We start from the raw sequence: 17,976 nt of genomic DNA on the forward strand, positions 1-17,976 counted from the left end.
CTCCGAGCGCACAGTTAGCAGTCGCGCCAGTCCCCGGCTGCCACTGCGGACAGGCCGGTGAGCTGGTTCGCGGCGTCGGCGATGGCCAATTCCACCGAACCCGCGTGGTCGGCGATCGAATAGCCTGCCGCGATTCCCTCGGACGCCAGAGTGGCCGGGGTCAGCGTCACTTGACCAGCCAGCACCAACACCGGAATGTCGTGCGCGCGCGCCCCAGCGGCCAACGCGCTGATCACTTTGCCGTGCAGAGACTGGTCATCGAACCGTCCTTCGCCGGTGATGACCAGATCAGCAGCCGCCAGGTCGTCTGCCAGACCGGTTTGTTCGGCGATAACCGCAGCTCCGGAGGCCCGGCGAGCTCCGAGCGCCAACAGCGCGGCCCCCAAACCCCCGGCCGCTCCCGCACCCGGCTCGACGCTGATATCGCGCCCGGCGACCGCGTTCAGCTCACCCGTCCAGTCCGCCAAGCGCTGTTCCAGCTGTTCGACGGTATGCGGGTCGGCGCCCTTCTGCGGGCCGAACACCGCGGCGGCACCCATCGGCCCCAGTAACGGGTGCTCGACGTCCGTCGCCGCAATAAGTTCGACACCGGTCAGTCTGCGGCGGGCGACTCCCAGCCCGCCAAGCGCCTCGACCAAGCCGCGTCCACCGTCAGTGCAGGCGCTTCCGCCCAGACCGACCACAACCCGGGTCGCACCAGCAGATAACGCCGCGTCCAGCAGTTGCCCGACGCCACAGCTGTGTGCGGCCACAGCGGTGTGCACCGTGGGCGGCCCGCCGAGCAGCGCCAGCCCGCAGGCCTGCGCGCATTCCAGGTAAGCGGTACCGGCGTGCAGCACCCAGTGCGCAGTGACGTCCTCGTCGAGCGGTCCGGACACCCGAATCGACCTCAGCTCGCCCAGCCGGCTGGCCAATACATCGACGAATCCGGGGCCACCGTCGGACTGCGGGGCGTGGACGAGGGTGTCGGCGCCGCGCACGCTCCCCCAGCCGGCGGCGATGGCGTCGGCGGCCTGCACCGCGGTCAGGCTGTCGCCGTAACAGTCGGGTGCGATCAGCACCTGCAGGACGCGGGACGCGGTCATCCCGGCAGGTTATGCCGCCGCCGGTTCTGTCGCAGCGTGAGCGGCAAGTAACCTGACATGTGTGAATCTGCTGGGCCGTAAGAAGGACATCTCCGACTCCGGTGACGAGAGCTCCGCTGCCGACATCACCGAAACCGTGGGTGCCGACGACGACGGGACTGCGTTGACCGGAACCACCGCGCCCAAGGGTCGTCCCACGCCCAAGCGCAGCGAAACCACCCGCAAGCGCGGCCCGGTGGCACCTGCGCCGATGACCTCGGCCGAAGCGCGGCAGCGACGCAAGGAACTGCGCAACTCCCAGACCAAGGAAGAGCGCAAGGCCGAGCGGCTGGCGCGCCGCGCCGACATGGACAGCCGCCGCGAGAGGATGATGGCCGGCGACGAGGCATACCTGCTGCCCCGCGACAAGGGTCCGGAGAAGCGCTACGTCCGTGACATAGTCGACGCCCGCCGCAACGTGCTGGGCCTATTCATGCCGTCGGCCCTGGCGCTGGTGTTCTTCATGATGGCGCTGCCTCCGGTGCAGACCCAGGGCCTGCTGTCCATCGCCATGCTGGTGCTGATGGTGGTGATGGCCATCGACGGCGTCCTGGTGGGCCGACTGGTGAACAAGATGGTCGACGCGAAGTTCCCGGGCAACACCGAAACTGGTTGGAAGTTAGGGTTTTACGCAGCCAGCAGGGCGTCGCAGCTGCGCCGGATGCGAGTTCCGCGGCCGCAGGTCAAGCGCGGCGACAAGGTAACCTGACGCCGGTGCGGACCCTGGTGCTCGGCGGTATCCGGTCGGGCAAGTCGCAGTGGGCCGAGCAGCTTTTGACCGATGCACTGTCCCCCGATCAGCCGGTCACTTACCTGGCCACGGGCGTCGTCGGCACCGACGCAGACTTCGCGGCGCGGGTGGCAACTCACCGACACCGCCGCCCCGCACATTGGTCGACGGTCGAGTCTGCTGATGTCGCAACCGAATTGCGCAGGTCAACGACTCCACTGCTCGTCGACGACATCGGCGGCTGGCTGGTGACGGCCATGGATCGACAGGACGCCTGGACAGGCGGCTCAGTGGACCACGACGTCGCTGAATTGGCCTCTGCGGTAGAGGATTTCACGCAGCCACTGGCCCTGGTGAGCCCCGAGGTCGGGCTGACCCTGGTGCCCCTCACCGATTCGGGCCGCCGGTTCTCCGACGAATTGGGCACCCTCAACCAGCGACTTGCCGCAGTGTGCGACCGCGTGGTGCTGGTCGTGGCCGGCCAACCACTGACCATCAAGGAGCTCCGATGAACGATCCGCGCACCGAGTTTCCCGACCTGACCCCGCCCGACCGTGAAGCGGCCGAGGCCGCCCGCGCCCGGCAGAACATGCTGACCAAACCGCCCGGCTCGCTGGGCCGACTGGAAGAACTGTCTATCTGGGTGGCGTCCTGCCAAGATTCCTGTCCGCCAAAGGATTTCCGGCGCGCCCGCATCGTGGTGTTCGCCGGGGACCACGGCGTCACGCAATCGGGGGTATCGGCGTTTCCTGCCGAGGTGACCGGTCAGATGGTGGCCAACTTCGAAGCGGGCGGCGCGGCCATCAACGTGCTGGCCGAGGTCGCGGGAGCTACGGTCCGGGTCGCCGACATCGCCGTCGACGCTGACCCGCACTCTGCAGCGGTTGGCGCACACAAGATTCGGCGCGGCAGCGGCAACATCGCCGTCGAGGATGCACTGAGCGCCGAGGAAACCGTGGCGGCCATCGCCGCGGGCCGGGCCATCGCCGACGAAGAGGTCGACGCCGGCGCCGATCTGTTGATCGCCGGCGACATGGGCATCGGGAACACCACTCCGGCAACCACTTTGATCGCTGCACTGACCGCGTCCGAGCCGGTGACGGTGATCGGCCGTGGCACCGGGATCGACGACGCGGGCTGGGCCCGCAAGACCGCCGCGGTTCGGGACGCGTTGTTCCGCGCCCGTCTGGTGAAAGCGGATCCAGTTGCGCTGCTTGGGGTTTGTGGCGGCGCGGATATCGCGGCCATGGCCGGGTTCCTGGCCCAAGCGGCCATGCGCCGTACCCCGGTACTACTCGACGGCGTGGTGGTGACGGCTGCGGCGCTGGTCGCCGACCGGTTGGCCCACGGTGCGAAGGCCTGGTGGCAAGCCGGTCACCTGTCGACCGAACCCGCACACGCCGTGGCACTGCAGCGGTTGCAGATGACCCCGATCCTCGACCTGGGCATGCGCTTGGGCGAAGGCAGCGGCGCCACAGTGGCGTTGCCGGTGCTGCGGGCCGCGGTACAGACCCTGGCATCGATGGCGACATTCGGGGAAGCCAGCGTGTCCGACAAGAGCTCGTGATCGGTTCCCTCGCTTCGGCTTTCGCGTTCGGCACGATACTGCCGATACGCAGCTATCGGCCATTCGGGCGGGGGACGCTGACTGCACTTCCGGTCGTCGGCGTGGCGCTTGGCAGCGTCGCGGCCGCAGTGGTGTGGGGAGCCTCGCGTAGTTTCGGACCTGGTCCATTGGCCGGGTTGCTGGCGGTGGCCGCACTCCTGCTGCTTACCCGGGGTCTGCACATCGACGGGTTGTCCGACACCGTCGACGCGCTCGGCTGCTACGGCCCGCCGGAACGGGCGCTGGCCGTCATGCGCGGCGGCACCGCCGGCCCGTTCGGGGTGGCGGCCATCGTGGTGACCATCGGCATCCAAAGTTTGACGTTCGCCGCGGTCAGTCCCGCGGCGGTGGTGGTGGCGGTGACAGCCGGCCGGGTCGCAGTGGTGCTGGCGTGCCGCCGATCAGTGCCGGCCGCGACGGGCAGCACGCTGGGCGCGGTGGTCGCCGGCACTCAGCCACCCTGGGTGGTGGCGTTATGGATCGTCGCACTGGCCGGCGCATCTGCGTGCACGACGCCGCGGCAGTGGCAGGGCCCGGTGACGGTTCTGGTGGCACTGGGCGTCACGACGCTGCTGGTGGCGCATTGCGTTCGGCGCTTCGGCGGGATCACCGGCGACGTGCTGGGTGCCGCCGTCGAGGTGACGACGACACTGACTGCGCTCGGACTGGCCGTCCACTAACCCAGTCGGGTGATCCAGTCGTGAGTATCGGCGAAGGTGCCGCGCTGGATACCGGTCAGGGTGTCGCGCAGCGCCATGGTCACCTCACCGGGTTGGCCGTCGCCGATGGTGAACTCGCCCGCCGAATCGCCACTGCCGTACTTGACGTGCGCCACGGGAGTGATGACCGCGGCCGTACCGCAGGCGAACACCTCGGTGATCTCCCCCTCGGCGGCCTTTTTCTGCCACTCGTCGACGTCGATCTTGCGTTCCTCGACAGCGAACCCGGCGTCGACTGCCAACTGCAGCAACGAATCCCGGGTGATGCCGGGTAACAGCGAACCACTGAGCTCGGGCGTCACCAAGCGCGCCGAACCACCGCTACCGAACACGAAGAACAGGTTCATGCCACCCATTTCTTCGACGTACCGGCGCTCGATGGCGTCCAGCCAGACCACCTGATCGCAGCCCTGCTCGGCAGCCTGGGCCTGGGCCAGCAGGGACGCCGCGTAGTTGCCCCCGAACTTGGCTGCTCCGGTGCCGCCGGGGCTGGCCCGCACATACTCGGTGCACAGATAAACCGAGACCGGCTTGATACCGCCCTTGAAGTACGCCCCGGCAGGCGAGGCGATGACCAGGTAGCGGTACTCGTTGGCCGGCCGTACCCCCAGGCCCGGCTCGGTGGCGATGACGAACGGCCGCAGGTACAGCGACGCCTCACCGCCGGCTGCGGGCACCCAGTCGGCGTCCACGGCGATCAACTGCCGCAGCGACTCGACGAAGACGTCCTCGGGCAGTTCCGGGATGGCCAGCCGTCGGCACGAGGCCTGCATCCGGGCGGCGTTGGCCTCGGGCCGGAACGAGACGATGGATCCGTCGTTCCAGCGGTAGGCCTTGAGCCCTTCGAAGACTTCCTGCGCGTAGTGCAGAACGATGGCCGACGGGTCCAATTCGATGGGGCTGTACGGAATGACCCGGGCGTCGTGCCAGCCGCGATCGGTGGTGTAGTCGACGGCCACCATGTGGTCGGTGTGGAACTTGCCGAATCCAGGATCGGCCAGGATCTGGTCCCTTACTTCGCTGCTTGTCGGGTTATCCGTATGGGCAAGCGCAAATTCGAGGGGGCCATCGGTCATACGCCGATTGTATAGCCCGTGGCTAATTCATTTCCCTGTCGCTCCGCTCGCCCCCTAGTGCATTTCCCCGTCGCTCCGCTCGCCCCCTAATGCTTCTCCCCGTCGCTCCGCTCGCCCCCTAATGCTTCTCCCCGTCGCTCCGCTCGCCCCTACCGCGTTTTCGCCGCCACGAACGGCGGCGCCACGACCTCGCACTCCAGTGCCCGGCCGCGTACGTCGACGTTCACCCGTGCGCCGTCGCCGATACCTGCCGCGGTGTCCAGTAACGCCAGTGCGATACCCACTTTGAGGCTCGGCGAGAACGTGCCCGACGTCGTCACACCGACCGGCGTGTCGCCGTCAAGCACCGTCAGGTCGGCACGCAGCACGCCACGACCCACCGCCTTGAGACCGCGCAGCGTCCGCTTCGGTCCGGCTTCCTTCTCGGCCAACAGCGCGTCGCGGCCCCAGAAGGCGTCCTTCTTCCAACCGATGGCCCAGCCGCAGCGGGCTTGCAGCGGCGAAATGCCAAGAGACAGTTCATGTCCGTGCAGCGGGTAGCCCATCTCGGTGCGCAGGGTGTCGCGGGCGCCCAACCCGGCCAGTTCGCCGCCGGCTGCCTTCACCGCGGAGACCAGGGCGTCGAACACCGCACCGGCGCGGTCCCACTCGGGCAGCAGCTCGTAGCCGTGCTCACCGGTGTAGCCGGTGCGGCACACCCGCACCGGAACGCCCTCATACGAAGCGTCCTCGTAGCCCATGTAATCCATCTCGGTGGGCAGACCCAGCACCGTCAGCACCTCGGCCGATTTGGGCCCCTGCACTGCCAGCACGGCGTAGGACCGGTGCTCGTCGGTGATGGTCAGGCCTGCGGGAGCGTGCCGCTTCAACTCGGCAACCACAGCTGCGGTATTGGCCGCGTTGGGCACCAGGAAGATCTCGTCGTCACTGACGTAGTAGGCGATCAGGTCGTCTACAACTCCCGCGACGCCGCCTACCTCCTTGCAGCACAACGTGTATTGCGCTTTGCCCGGTCCGATCCGGCGCAGGTCGTTGGTGAATGCCGAGTTGACGAACTCCGCCGCACCGGGACCACGCACCAGCGCCTTGCCCAGGTGACTGACGTCGAACAGGCCGACCGCTTCGCGGGTCGCGTTGTGCTCGGCGACGGTCCCGGCGTACGACACCGGCATCAACCAGCCGCCGAATTCAGCGAAACTTGCGCCTAGTTCGCGGTGACGGTCTTCCAGCGGGCCCTGCAGCAGTTCGCTCACGCCACGTGAGCCTAATGGGCGCAGCCCCCAACCGGGGTAATAGCTGGCAGACTCGAAAGGTGGTCGATTTCGCCGCACTTGAGGCCGCCGGTATCGCCGACGCCCGGGGCCGCGCGCCGCTGATCGAATATCTGGACGGCTTGGGCTTCACTGCCGATCAGATGGTGGAGGCCGAGCAGCGCGGCAGGCTGTTCGGCCTGGCCGGCGACGTCGTGCAGTGGGGTGGTACACCCACGCACAGTCTGGCCGACGTCGCCGCAGCAATTGAGGTCCCACTGCCCGAGGTGATGCAGGCCTGGGCCGTACTCGGCCTGACCGTGGCTGATCCAAACCAGCGGGCACTGACCGAGGCCGATGTCGAGGCGCTGCGTACCTGGGCCGAGATCCGCCCAGCGGTGGGGAACGACGCTGCGCTGGGGTTTCTACGGGTGATCGGCGCGACCATGGCCCGGCTGGCCGAGGCCGAGACGTCGATGATCCGGGCCGACATGCCCGACCTGGACCTGGCCCACACCCACAACGAGTTGGTGACCGCCCGGGCCTACCGCGAAGCCGCCGCGTTCGTCCCCCGCATCGGCGCGATGATCAGTGCCGTGCATCGCCACCATCTGGCCGCTGCCCGAACGTATTTCGATGGTGTCATCCGCCGCGACTCATCAACGGTGGTGTGCGGCATCGGTTTTGCCGACATATCCGATTTCACCCGACTCACCCGAGTGCTCAAGCCCAACGAATTGTCGGCCTTGCTCAACGAATTCGGGTCCGTCGCCAGCGACGTGGTGCGCGTCGATGGCGGCCGGGTGGTCAAGTTCATCGGCGACGCGGTGATGTGGGTCAGCGCCACCCCGGAATCACTCGCCAAGGCCGCACTGGACCTGGTTCATCATCCGCGGTCGACCGCGGCGAACCTCAAGGTGCGGGCCGGGCTGAGTTTCGGTTCGGTGCTCGCCACCGGCGGCGATTACTTCGGCAATCCGGTCAATCTGGCCGCCCGACTGGTGGCCGCGGCCCGACCAGGACAGATCCTGGTCGCCGCACCCTGGTACGAGATGCCCGGCGACTGGCCGATCGCCGTGCAAGACCCGTTGGAGCTCAAAGGTTTCGAGGGTCCGGTCACCGCGTATGAGGTGTGCGCCGGAGACTGACCCGGAACGCCCTCGCGTCGATGGTTAGGGTGAATACCGTGAGCAGCACACCTGGTTACCTGTCCCCTGCCGTCACCGTCGCAGTCGACCTGCCCGAGGACTTGACGTCCGCGGTGCTGATCGTGCCCGTCGTCACCGGTGAGAACGACGAAGCGAACATGCTGGACAGCGGGTTCCTCAACGCGCAGGCCGTCGGCGAGATCAAAGCCGCGCTGCGGGTGCTGGGTGCCAAGGGCTCCGCTGAGCAGCTGACCAGGGTGGTGGTCCCCAGCCTGCACAACGCCAGCGTGTTGACCGTCGGCCTCGGTAAGGCCGTCGACGAGTGGCCAGCCGAGTTGATCCGTAAGGCCGCCGGCGTTGCGGCACGCTCGTTGAACGGCACCGAAACCGCCGTGACGACGCTGTCGGCGCTGGACGTCGAGGCGACCGTCGAAGGCCTGATCCTCGGCTCGTACCGGTTCACCGAGTTCCGCAGCGCCAAGACCGCGCCCAAGGAGCCTGGCCTCAGCAAGGTCATCGCGCTGTCCACCGCATCCGACGCCGCCGCCAAGGCGGCTCGCGGCGCCGATATCGCCACTGCCGTGGCCACCGCGCGCGACCTGGTGAACACCCCGCCCAGCCACCTCTACCCAGCCGAATTCGCCAAGCGGGCAAAGGCTTTGGGTAAGTCGGCCGGCATCGAGGTCGAAGTACTGGACAAGAAGGAACTGGAAGAGGCCGGCTTCGGCGGCATCGTCGGGGTGGGCAAGGGCTCCTCGCGCGGACCCCGGCTGGTGCGCCTCAGCTACCTCGGCGGCAAAGGCAAAAAGCCCAAGAAGGTGGCGCTGGTCGGCAAGGGCATCACCTTCGACACCGGCGGCATCTCTATCAAGCCGGCCGCCAACATGCACCAGATGACCTCCGACATGGGCGGCGCGGCGGCGGTGATCGCGACTGTGGTGCTGGCCGCCCGCCAGAAACTGCCCATCGACGTCATTGCCACGGTGCCCATGGCCGAGAACATGCCGTCGTCCACCGCGCAGCGGCCGGGTGACGTGCTGACCCAGTACGGCGGCATCACCGTCGAGGTGCTCAACACCGACGCCGAGGGCCGGCTGATCCTGGCCGACGGCATCGTCCGGGCTTGCGAAGACAAGCCCGACTACCTGATCGAGACCTCCACATTGACCGGCGCGCAGACCGTCGCGCTGGGCGCCCGCACCCCCGGTGTGATGGGCAGTGAGGAGTTCCGCGACCGGGTGGCGACGCTGTCCCAGCAGGTCGGCGAGAACGCCTGGCCCATGCCGCTGCCCGACGAATTGAAGGACGACCTGAAGTCCACTGTCGCCGACCTGGCCAATGTCAGCGGCGCGCGGTATGCGGGCATGTTGGTGGCCGGGGTGTATCTGCGCGAGTTCGTCGCCGACGGCGTGCAGTGGGTGCACCTGGACATTGCCGGCCCGGCCTACAACACCGGCGGGCCGTGGGGCTACACCGGCAAGGGCGGCACCGGAGTGCCGACCCGGACGATGTTCGCCGTGCTGGAGGACATCGCAGAAAAGGGCTAGCCGCCCAACGGCTGAATTGCCGGCACCGCCGGCAACGGCTGAATTGCCGGCACCGCCGGCGTCGGCTAGAGCAGCTTGCCGCGCGCGGTACTGCGTAGCACCTGCGGCGCCAGCCGCGACGTGCCATACAGCAGATATGCCTCGGGCGCGACCGGGCGCACCGCCTTGCCCGTCTTCACCGACGCCACAATGGCTTTGGCGACCTTCTCGGGCCCGTAATTGCGCCGGGCGAACGCCTTGGTCAGCTGCACCCGAAGGCCGGCCACCTTGCCGGCCTTGTCACCCGACACGTCGAACGTCGTTGCGTTGATGATGTTGGTGTTGATCACGCCGGGGCAGATGGTGGTCAGGCTGATGCCCGCCTCATCGAGTTCGGCACGCAGACAGTCGGAGAACATGTACACCGCGGCCTTGGAGGTGCAGTAGGCGTTCATGGCCTGGGACGGCGCATAGGCCGCCATTGACGACACGTTGACCACGTGCCCGCCGGTGCCGCGCTCCACCAATCGGCGCGCGAAAGCCCGGCAGCCGTTGACCACGCCGCCGAGGTTGACGTCGAGCACCCGGTCCCACTGTTCGGCCGGGGTGTCCAGGAATGTCCCCGCGTGGCCGATGCCGGCGTTGTTGACCACCACGTCGGGCACCCCGTGCACTTCACAGATCTGGTCGGCGAACCGCTCCACCTCATCGGCGTCGGCGACATCGACCACATAGGGATGGGCCGTGGCTCCGCGCGCGGTGAGCAGCGCGACGGTTTCCTTCAGCGCAACCTCGTTGATGTCGCTGACGATCAGCTCGGCGCCTTCGCGGGCGAACGCCAGCGCGGTTTCCCGGCCGATCCCGCTGCCCGCCCCGGTCACCGAAACCAGTGTGTCGCTGAAGTATTCACGCGAGCCGCCAACCTTGGCGCGGCGCAACGCCCGGGTCGGTTCGCCACCGGCCAGGTGGTCGGCCAGTTCGCGCACTGCGGTGGCCAGCACCTGTGGATGCGACATCGGCGACCAGTGCCCCGACTTGATGTCGCGGCGCCACAGTTGCGGTGCCCACTGGGCGGTCTCGTCATATAGGTGCGGCCGGACAAACTGGTCGTTCGTGTTGACGATCACCTGCACCGGCACGTTGACGTAGTGGTCGCGGCGTCCGGTGACCAGGGTGCGCCAGTAATTGGCCGGGTACACCTTGAGGCTGTTGGCCGCGTCGGAAGCGAAGCTGTCCGAATGCCGAATCTGGTTGTCCGACAACCCGTCATGAAGCTTGAGCATCTGCGGTATGACGGTCGGCACGGTGGCCCGCACAGCCACGGGTGCCACGCCGGGAACCGAGAAAGCGGCCTGGTAGGTCAGCCGCAGGAACTGCGACACGCTCTGGGCGAAGCGGCGCGGCCGGTAGGGACGCTTGAGGCCGTCCATGATGAACCGGCGGGTGTGGTCGGCGCTGGGGCCCGAGGTGGAAGTGAACGACGCGATCCGGTCGACGGCTTCCGGACGAGACAGGTACTCCCAGATGCCCACCGAACCCCAGTCGTGGGCCAGCACGTGCACCTTCTCGCCGGGCGCCAGTTCATTGATGACGGCCGCGAAATCGTCGGCGTAGTGCGCCATGGTGTACGACGAAACCCGCTTGGGCACATCGGAATTGCGAGACCCTCGGTTGTCGTAGCGGATGACCCTGAAGCGGTCGGACAGGTGCGCGATGGTGGCGTCCCACATGTCGTGGGAGTCGGGCCAGCCGTGCACCAGGACCAGTACCGGAGCATCCGGATTGCCCTCTTCGTACGCGGCGATCCGCGTCCCGTCGGCACTGTCGACCAACCGCATCTTCTACCCCTTGTCCGCGACCGCAAATACCTAATACCCGCGGTACCGATATTGCAGGACACTATCTGACCAGGGCGCACAGTCAAGACACTGGCCGCTCAGCCTTCAGCGAGTTCGCGCCGCAGCGCCCGTTGCCGCTTGATCCGTCGACGCGAATCGTAGTCACGCATGCGCTGCGGATAGCCGACCTTCAGCACGTCGTACACCGGAATTTGCAGTTGGTCGCTGAGTTTTCGAGCTCCGGCGATACCGCCGGTTCGGCGCCTGGTCCACTCGCCGTCGGCAGCAACTAGCACCACAGTGACTTCGGTGACGGCCGTCTTGGGTTCGACGAAAGCCTCGACCCCGTAGTGGTCCGCAACCCAGGCACGCAGATAGTTCAGATCACCGGCACTATCGGCGCCGGTGATCTGATTGCGGAACATGTCGAAGAGTCCCAACTGTGAACCGCTCCTTCCAGTGCTGTCACCTGCGAATTCAACGTACAGGCGGCGCAGATGGTTCCGGAGCCGACAAAGTCTCCCGGTCTACGACGACCGCGCGGCCCGGGCATGACAGGATGGGCTTCGGCAATCGCCTACGACGAGCGACCTTTTCGAGGAGTCAACGCAATGGCCATCTCTGTCCAGATGCCCGCACTCGGTGAGAGCGTGACCGAGGGAACCGTCACCCGGTGGCTCAAGCAGGAAGGCGACACGGTCGAACTGGACGAGCCACTGCTCGAAGTTTCGACCGACAAGGTCGACACCGAAATTCCGTCCCCGGCCGCCGGTGTGCTGACCAAGATCGTCGCGCAGGAAGACGACGTCGTGGAGATCGGCGGCGAGCTCGCCGTCATCGGTGAGGCCGGTGAGGCTTCCGCCCCCGCTGCGGCACCTGCCCCGGCTGCCGCTCCCCCGGCGCCTGAGCCCACGCCGGCCCCGGCCCCAGCCGCAGAGGCCCCAGCGGCTCCGGCACCCGCACCGGCCGCTCCCGCACCGGCCGCGCCGGCTCCGGCCGGCGATGGCACTCCGGTTCGGATGCCCGAGCTCGGCGAGTCCGTCACCGAAGGCACTGTGACCCGCTGGCTGAAGAAGATCGGCGAAACCGTCGCCGTCGACGAGCCGTTGGTCGAGGTCTCCACCGACAAGGTCGACACCGAGATCCCTTCCCCGGTGGCAGGCGTACTGCTGTCCATCACCGCTGAAGAGGACGACGTGGTCGCCGTCGGCGGCGAGTTGGCCAAGATCGGCGTCCCGGGAGCCGCCCCCGCCGCAGCCCCGGCTCCCGCTGCACCTGCCCCTGCTCCGGCACCGGCTGCTGCACCCACCCCGCCGCCGACACCCCCGGCCCCCGCGCCCGCTCCTACCCCGCCGCCTCCGGCTCCTGCCGCACCTGCACCTGCTGCGCCGGCACCCGCCGCGTCGGCACCCGCCGGGGACGGCAGCCCGTACGTCACCCCGCTGGTCCGGAAGTTGGCCGCCGAGAACAACATTGACCTGAACAACGTCAAGGGCACCGGCGTCGGTGGCCGAATCCGCAAGCAGGACGTGCTCGCCGCGGCTGAGGCCGCCAAGGCCCCCGCACCTGCCGCCCCGGCTCCGGCCGCCGCTGCCGTCGCCCCGGCTGCACCCAAGGCCTCGGCCGCTCCGGCACCGGCGTTGGCCCACTTGCGCGGAACCACCCAGAAGGCCAGCCGGATTCGGCAGATCACCGCCAAGAAGACCCGCGAGTCCCTGTTGGCCACCGCCCAGTTGACCCAGACTCACGAAGTCGACATGACTCGCATCGTGGCGCTGCGGGCCAAGGCCAAGAACTCGTTCGCCGAGCGCGAAGGGGTGAATCTGACCTACCTGCCGTTCATCGCTCGCGCAGTGATCGACGCGCTGAAGATTCACCCGAACGTGAACGCCAGCTACAACGAGGACACCAAGGAGATCACCTACTACGACGCCGAGCACCTCGGCTTCGCGGTGGACACCGAGCAGGGCCTGCTCTCTCCGGTCGTCCACAACGCCGGTGACCTGTCCCTCGGCGGCCTGGCTCGCGCCATCGTCGACATCGCCGACCGGGCCCGCTCGGGCAACCTGCGGCCCGACGAGTTGGCCGGTGGCACCTTCACCATCACCAACATCGGCAGCCAGGGCGCCCTGTTCGACACCCCGATCCTGGTTCCGCCGCAGGCAGCCATGCTCGGCACCGGTGCCATCGTCAAGCGGCCTCGGGTCGTCGTGGACGAGGGCGGCAACGAGTCGGTCGGCGTGCGGTCCATCTGCTACCTGCCGCTGACCTACGACCACCGACTGATCGATGGCGCCGACGCCGGCCGGTTCGTGACCACCATCAAACGTCGTCTCGAAGAGGGTGCGTTCGAGGCCGACCTGGGGTTGTAGTCCCATGGGTCGGCCGGTCATAGCCATCTCAGGCTCGTCGGGGCTGATCGGTTCGGCACTCGTGTCGGCGCTGCGTGCCACCGATCATCGGGTGCTGCGTATTGTCCGCCGGGCCCCGGCGAACGCCGATGAAGTGTTCTGGAACCCAGCGACCGGTGAATTCGATTGGCGCACAATGCAATCGGTCGACGCGGCGATCAACCTGTGCGGGGTGAGCATCGGTTCCCGACGTTGGTCCGGCGCGTTCAAGCAGAGCCTGCGGGACAGCCGGATCGGTCCCACCGAGGTGCTGGCCGGCGCCGTGGCGGACGCCGGGGTGCCCGTGCTGATCAACGCCAGCGCGGTCGGCTTCTACGGCGACACCCGCAACCAGGTGACCGACGAAACGACCAGTGCCGGAACAGGTTTCCTGGCCCGACTGTGCGTCGACTGGGAAGCTGCGACGCAGCCGGCCGCCGAGGCTGGAGCCCGGGTGGTGCTGGCTCGTACCGGGCTGGTGCTGGCGCCGTCGGGCGGCATGCTGGGCCGGCTGCGGCCGATCTTCGGCCTCGGGTTGGGCGCCCGGCTCGGTAGCGGCCGTCAGTACATGCCGTGGATCACCCTGGAAGACGAGGTGCGGGCGCTGCTGTTCGCGCTATCTCACGAAGAGCTGTTCGGCCCGATCAACCTGACCGGCCCGGCACCGGTGACCAACAGCGAGTTCACCGAGGCGCTCGGGCGGGTCCTGCACCGGCCCACCCCGCTGTCGGTCCCAGGGTTCGCTCTGCGCACAGCGTTCGGCGAGTTCGCCGACGAGGGGCTGCTGAGCGGGCAACGCGCCATCCCGGCCGCCCTGGAAGAGGCCGGCTTTGAGTTCCATCAGCGGACTATCGGCGAGGCGTTGTCGTACGTCACCGCCCCGAATGCGGCCTGATCGCAACCAAAGAGGACGCCAATGAGCACCGCACTGAATTCGGTCGGTCACGCATTGGCCCTGGCCGGTTCGATGACCTGGGAGATTCTCTGGGCGCTGATCCTCGGGTTCGCGCTGTCGGCAGTGGTGCAGGCCGTCGCCCGCAAGACCACGATCGTTCGACTGCTCGGGGATGACCGACCGGCCACCTTGGCGGTGGCCGCAGGGTTGGGCGCGGCGTCATCGTCGTGCTCGTACGCTGCGGTTGCCTTGGCCCGCTCGCTGTTTCGCAAAGGTGCCAACTTCACTGCGGCGATGGCCTTCGAGATCGGCTCCACCAACCTCGTCGTCGAGCTGGGCATCATCCTTGCCCTGCTGATGGGCTGGCAGTTCACCGTCGCCGAGTTCGTCGGCGGTCCCATCATGATCGTGCTGGTGGCTGCCTTGTTCCGGCTGTGCGTCCGCCCCGGTCTGATCCAGCAAGCCCGCGAACAGGCAGATCGTGGGCTCGCCGGGTCGATGGAGGGCCACGCCGCCATGGACATGTCGGTTCAGGGGCCCGGATCGTTTGGCCAGCGCCTGTTCTCACCGCGGGGGTTTACCGCGGTTTCGCATGTGTTCGTCATGGAGTGGGCCGCGATCATCCGCGATCTGATTCTCGGCCTGCTCATCGCCGGAGCCATCGCAGCCTGGGTCCCCGATTCGTTCTGGGGTCACTTCTTCTTCAGCGACGACGCCACCTGGTCGACGATTTGGGGGCCGATCATCGGTCCTGTCGTGGCGATCGTGTCGTTCGTCTGCTCCATCGGCAACGTGCCGCTGGCCGCGGTGCTGTGGAACGGAGGGATCAGCTTCGGCGGTGTGATCGCCTTCATCTTCGCCGACCTGCTGATCCTTCCCATCCTCAACATCTATCGCAAGTACTACGGCGTCCGGATGATGCTGGTGCTGCTCGCCACCTTCTACGCCGCCATGGTCGCCGCGGGCTACCTCGTCGAATTACTTTTCGGCACAACCGGTCTCACCCCCACCCATCGCGCCGCAATGGTGATGGAGAGCGGAATTTCGTGGAACTACACCACGTGGCTCAACATCGTCTTCCTGCTCTTGGCCGCGGTGCTGATATCCCGATTCGTCAGCACGGGCGGCATCCCGATGCTGCGCATGATGGGCGGCTCCCCCGACCCCGGCTCGGGCCCCGCCGATGCCGCCGGCGGACACCACCACCATCCCGCGCACTGAGCGCCCGTTCGCACCGGCGCCGTGGCGCGAGTACCGTCGATCAACGTGCCGATCAGATCTTCCCGCGGCCCCATTGAGGTGCGCCGACTGGGCACTGTCGAGTATCACGACGCCTGGCAGCTGCAGCGCGAACTCGCCGAAGCCCGCGCCGATGGCACCGGCCCCGACACCCTGCTCCTGCTGCAACACCCGCCGATTTACACCGCGGGCCGCCGTACCGAGCCGCACGAGCGCCCGACCGACGGCACCCCCGTTGTCGATACCGATCGTGGCGGCAAGATCACCTGGCACGGTCCCGGTCAGCTGGTCGGCTACCCGATCATCGGCTTGGCACAGCCCCTCGACGTGGTGAAGTTTGTTCGGCTGCTTGAAGATTCGCTGATGAGTGTGTGCGCCGAGCTGGAGCTGGAGACCATCCGCGTCGACGGCCGTTCCGGGGTCTGGGTGCCTTCAGCGGCGAGCCGCGAATCCGGTACCGACCACGTGAGGCCCGAGCGCAAGATCGCCGCAATCGGCATCCGGGTGGCGCGTGCCACCACGCTGCACGGGTTCGCCCTGAACTGCAACTGCGACCTGCGCGCCTTCGGTGGCATCGTCCCGTGCGGCATCGCCGACGCCGGGGTGACGAGTCTCACTCAGGAACTGGGCCGGGCGATCACCCCCGACGACGTCATGGACCAGGTCGCCGCGGCGGTCTGCTCTGCACTCGGGACGACCTCCGGTGCCGCGGCACTAACATCGACACCATGAGTGTGGATCCGGGTAATCGCAAGCTGCTGCGCCTGGAGGTCCGCAATGCCGAGACCCCGATCGAGCGCAAGCCGCCGTGGATCAAGACCAAGCTGCGGATGGGTCCGGAGTACAAGGAGCTCAAGGGTCTGGTCCGGCGCGAGGGCCTGCACACCGTGTGCGAGGAGGCCGGCTGCCCCAACATCTACGAATGCTGGGAGGACCGCGAGGCCACCTTCCTGATCGGCGGCGAACAGTGCACCCGGCGCTGCGACTTCTGCCAGATCGACACCGGTAAGCCTGCTGACCTGGACCGAGACGAACCGCGCCGGGTCGCCGAGAGTGTCCAGACCATGGGCCTGCGGTATTCGACGGTTACCGGCGTGGCCCGCGACGACCTGCCCGACGGTGGCGCTTGGCTGTATGCCGAGACCGTCCGGCAGATCAAGGCGCTCAACCCGAACACCGGCGTCGAGCTGTTGATCCCGGACTTCAACGGCATCGCAGAGCAACTGGAGACGGTGTTCGAAACCCGTCCAGAAGTATTGGCGCACAACGTGGAAACCGTGCCGCGCATCTTCAAGCGAATCCGTCCCGCGTTCCGATACCAGCGCAGCCTGGATGTGCTGACCGCGGCCCGGGACTACGGATTGGTCACCAAGAGCAACCTCATCCTCGGCATGGGTGAGACTCCCGAAGAAGTGCAGGTTGCGCTGCGCGATCTGTACGACGCGGGCTGCGACATCGTCACCATCACCCAGTACCTGCGCCCGTCGCCGCGGCACCATCCGGTGCAGCGGTGGGTGCACCCCGAGGAATTCATCGAGCACCAGCAGTTCGCCGAGTCGCTCGGATTCGCCGGGGTGTTGGCCGGGCCGCTGGTGCGCTCGTCGTATCGGGCCGGCCGGCTGTACGCCCAGGCCGCCCGATTACGACCCCCGGTTCGGTGAACCTATCCTGGTGGCATGGCAAAGACCCGCAACCCTGCCGAGCTGAAGGCCGCCAAGGCCGAGGCCAAGGCCGCCAGTAAGGCGCAGGCCAAGCAGCGCCGTGCCCAACTGTGGCAGGCGTTCCAGATCCAGCGCAAAGAGGACAAGCGGCTGCTGCCGTACATGATCGGCGCGTTTGTCCTGATCGTGGCGGTCTCGGTCGGTGTCGCGGTGTTCGTCGGCGGCACCTTCACCATGGTCACGCTGATCCTGCTGGGCGTTGTGCTCGGCGCACTGGTCGCGTTCATCATCTTCGGCCGGCGCGCGCAAAAATCCGTCTACAGCAAGGCCGAGGGCCAGACCGGCGCGGCGGCCTGGGCGCTGGAGCAGTTGCGTGGCCAGTGGCGCGTCACGCCTGGCGTTGCGGCGACCGGCAGTTTCGACGCGGTGCACCGGGTCATCGGTCGCCCGGGTGTGATCTTCGTCGGCGAGGGGTCGGCCCAACGCCTCAAACCGCTTATGGCGCAAGAGAAAAAGCGCACTGCACGGCTGGTCGGCGAGGTGCCCATCTACACCGTTGTGGTCGGCAACGACGAGGACCAGGTTCCGCTGTCCAAACTGGAGCGGCACCTGACCAAGCTGCCCAGCAACATCACCGTCAAGCAGATGGATGCGCTGGAATCCAAGATGGCCGCACTGGGCTCCAAGCTGGGGCCGGGTGGGCTGCCGAAGGGCCCGCTGCCCGCGGGCGCCAAGGTGAAGGGCATGCAGCGCACCGCCCGCCGCAAGTAGGGC

17 protein-coding genes are annotated in these 17,976 nt (G+C 67.6%); 12 read left to right on the forward strand and 5 right to left on the reverse strand.

Translation table 11 applies throughout. The features are described 5' to 3' along the window. Window positions 1–14: 14 nt before the first annotated feature. On the reverse strand, window positions 15–1,085 hold the full coding sequence (locus tag M2432_RS17855; protein WP_280828161.1) for a glycerate kinase: 1,071 nt from the start codon (window positions 1,083–1,085) through the stop codon (window positions 15–17). Between the two features lie 61 nt (window positions 1,086–1,146). Between M2432_RS17855 and M2432_RS17860 the strand changes: the two genes are divergently transcribed. Genes M2432_RS17860 through M2432_RS17875 form a run of 4 tightly spaced genes read left to right on the forward strand, consistent with a single transcriptional unit; the run spans window position 1,147 to window position 4,140 of the window. After that, complete coding sequence (locus tag M2432_RS17860) at window positions 1,147–1,833, forward strand: DUF3043 domain-containing protein (RefSeq protein WP_280828162.1); 687 nt, start codon at window positions 1,147–1,149, stop codon at window positions 1,831–1,833. Between the two features lie 5 nt (window positions 1,834–1,838). Next, a complete protein-coding gene (locus M2432_RS17865) occupies window positions 1,839–2,366 on the forward strand; it encodes a bifunctional adenosylcobinamide kinase/adenosylcobinamide-phosphate guanylyltransferase (RefSeq protein ID WP_280828163.1) in 528 nt (175 codons plus the stop codon). Continuing rightward, window positions 2,363–3,421, forward strand: coding sequence for a nicotinate-nucleotide--dimethylbenzimidazole phosphoribosyltransferase (cobT, locus tag M2432_RS17870; protein ID WP_280828164.1), 1,059 nt, complete (start codon window positions 2,363–2,365; stop codon window positions 3,419–3,421). The genes M2432_RS17865 and cobT overlap by 4 nt, the downstream gene beginning before the upstream one ends. Beyond that, the gene (locus M2432_RS17875) at window positions 3,418–4,140 is read left to right on the forward strand and encodes an adenosylcobinamide-GDP ribazoletransferase (protein WP_280828165.1); all 723 of its coding nucleotides are present in this window, start codon (window positions 3,418–3,420) and stop codon (window positions 4,138–4,140) included. The genes cobT and M2432_RS17875 overlap by 4 nt, the downstream gene beginning before the upstream one ends. On the opposite strand, the gene M2432_RS17880 is transcribed toward M2432_RS17875, so the two are convergent. Continuing rightward, entirely contained in the window at window positions 4,137–5,255 is a 1,119-nt protein-coding gene (locus M2432_RS17880) for a branched-chain amino acid aminotransferase (protein ID WP_280828166.1), read from the reverse strand. The two genes, M2432_RS17875 and M2432_RS17880, sit on opposite strands and share 4 nt — an antisense overlap. A 149-nt stretch (window positions 5,256–5,404) precedes the next feature. Then, the gene (gcvT, locus tag M2432_RS17885) at window positions 5,405–6,508 is read right to left on the reverse strand and encodes a glycine cleavage system aminomethyltransferase GcvT (RefSeq protein WP_280828167.1); all 1,104 of its coding nucleotides are present in this window, start codon (window positions 6,506–6,508) and stop codon (window positions 5,405–5,407) included. Window positions 6,509–6,567: 59 nt separating this feature from the next. Here gcvT and M2432_RS17890 point away from each other — a divergent pair, with 59 nt between their 5' ends. Together M2432_RS17890 and M2432_RS17895 are read left to right on the forward strand one after the other, a co-directional pair. Beyond that, the gene (locus M2432_RS17890; RefSeq protein ID WP_280828168.1) at window positions 6,568–7,653 is read left to right on the forward strand and encodes an adenylate/guanylate cyclase domain-containing protein; all 1,086 of its coding nucleotides are present in this window, start codon (window positions 6,568–6,570) and stop codon (window positions 7,651–7,653) included. A 38-nt stretch (window positions 7,654–7,691) separates the two neighbouring features. Next, the gene (locus M2432_RS17895; RefSeq protein ID WP_280828169.1) at window positions 7,692–9,200 is read left to right on the forward strand and encodes a leucyl aminopeptidase; all 1,509 of its coding nucleotides are present in this window, start codon (window positions 7,692–7,694) and stop codon (window positions 9,198–9,200) included. 65 nt (window positions 9,201–9,265) lie between these two features. Here the strand turns inward: M2432_RS17895 and M2432_RS17900 are convergent, their stop codons facing one another. Further along, the gene (locus M2432_RS17900; RefSeq protein ID WP_280828170.1) at window positions 9,266–11,017 is read right to left on the reverse strand and encodes an SDR family oxidoreductase; all 1,752 of its coding nucleotides are present in this window, start codon (window positions 11,015–11,017) and stop codon (window positions 9,266–9,268) included. A 98-nt stretch (window positions 11,018–11,115) separates the two neighbouring features. Then, the gene (locus M2432_RS17905) at window positions 11,116–11,442 is read right to left on the reverse strand and encodes an oxidoreductase (protein ID WP_280828238.1); all 327 of its coding nucleotides are present in this window, start codon (window positions 11,440–11,442) and stop codon (window positions 11,116–11,118) included. A 186-nt stretch (window positions 11,443–11,628) separates the two neighbouring features. On the opposite strand from M2432_RS17905, the gene sucB reads away from it, so the two are divergent. The 6 genes from sucB to M2432_RS17935 are packed head-to-tail and all read left to right on the forward strand — an operon-like array spanning window position 11,629 to window position 17,973. Further along, a complete protein-coding gene (gene sucB / locus M2432_RS17910; protein ID WP_280828171.1) occupies window positions 11,629–13,389 on the forward strand; it encodes a 2-oxoglutarate dehydrogenase, E2 component, dihydrolipoamide succinyltransferase in 1,761 nt (586 codons plus the stop codon). 4 nt (window positions 13,390–13,393) lie between these two features. Next, entirely contained in the window at window positions 13,394–14,302 is a 909-nt protein-coding gene (locus tag M2432_RS17915; RefSeq protein WP_280828172.1) for a TIGR01777 family oxidoreductase, read from the forward strand. Between the two features lie 21 nt (window positions 14,303–14,323). Beyond that, complete coding sequence (locus tag M2432_RS17920; protein ID WP_280828173.1) at window positions 14,324–15,523, forward strand: permease; 1,200 nt, start codon at window positions 14,324–14,326, stop codon at window positions 15,521–15,523. A gap of 39 nt (window positions 15,524–15,562) precedes the next feature. Further along, window positions 15,563–16,273: a lipoyl(octanoyl) transferase LipB gene (lipB, locus tag M2432_RS17925; protein WP_280828239.1), complete on the forward strand. Its 711-nt coding sequence runs from the start codon at window positions 15,563–15,565 to the stop codon at window positions 16,271–16,273. Next, entirely contained in the window at window positions 16,270–17,202 is a 933-nt protein-coding gene (gene lipA, locus M2432_RS17930) for a lipoyl synthase (RefSeq protein WP_280828174.1), read from the forward strand. The genes lipB and lipA overlap by 4 nt, the downstream gene beginning before the upstream one ends. Before the next feature lie 15 nt (window positions 17,203–17,217). After that, entirely contained in the window at window positions 17,218–17,973 is a 756-nt protein-coding gene (locus M2432_RS17935) for a DUF4191 domain-containing protein (RefSeq protein WP_280828175.1), read from the forward strand. The last annotated feature ends 3 nt before the right edge of the window (window positions 17,974–17,976 follow it).

Origin of the sequence: Mycobacterium sp. OTB74 (assembly GCF_029892685.1) — a bacterium.
GTDB lineage: Bacteria > Actinomycetota > Actinomycetes > Mycobacteriales > Mycobacteriaceae > Mycobacterium.

Coding starts and splice junctions, on each gene's coding strand:
- M2432_RS17920 (WP_280828173.1), top strand. CDS start 14,324: ATGAGCACCGCACTGAATTCGGTCGGTCACGCATTGGCCCTGGCCGGT.
- M2432_RS17915 (WP_280828172.1), top strand. CDS start 13,394: ATGGGTCGGCCGGTCATAGCCATCTCAGGCTCGTCGGGGCTGATCGGT.
- M2432_RS17935 (WP_280828175.1), top strand. CDS start 17,218: ATGGCAAAGACCCGCAACCCTGCCGAGCTGAAGGCCGCCAAGGCCGAG.
- M2432_RS17900 (WP_280828170.1), bottom strand. CDS start 11,017: ATGCGGTTGGTCGACAGTGCCGACGGGACGCGGATCGCCGCGTACGAA.
- sucB (WP_280828171.1), top strand. CDS start 11,629: ATGGCCATCTCTGTCCAGATGCCCGCACTCGGTGAGAGCGTGACCGAG.
- M2432_RS17905 (WP_280828238.1), bottom strand. CDS start 11,442: ATGTTCCGCAATCAGATCACCGGCGCCGATAGTGCCGGTGATCTGAAC.
- lipA (WP_280828174.1), top strand. CDS start 16,270: ATGAGTGTGGATCCGGGTAATCGCAAGCTGCTGCGCCTGGAGGTCCGC.
- M2432_RS17880 (WP_280828166.1), bottom strand. CDS start 5,255: ATGACCGATGGCCCCCTCGAATTTGCGCTTGCCCATACGGATAACCCG.
- M2432_RS17855 (WP_280828161.1), bottom strand. CDS start 1,085: ATGACCGCGTCCCGCGTCCTGCAGGTGCTGATCGCACCCGACTGTTAC.
- cobT (WP_280828164.1), top strand. CDS start 2,363: ATGAACGATCCGCGCACCGAGTTTCCCGACCTGACCCCGCCCGACCGT.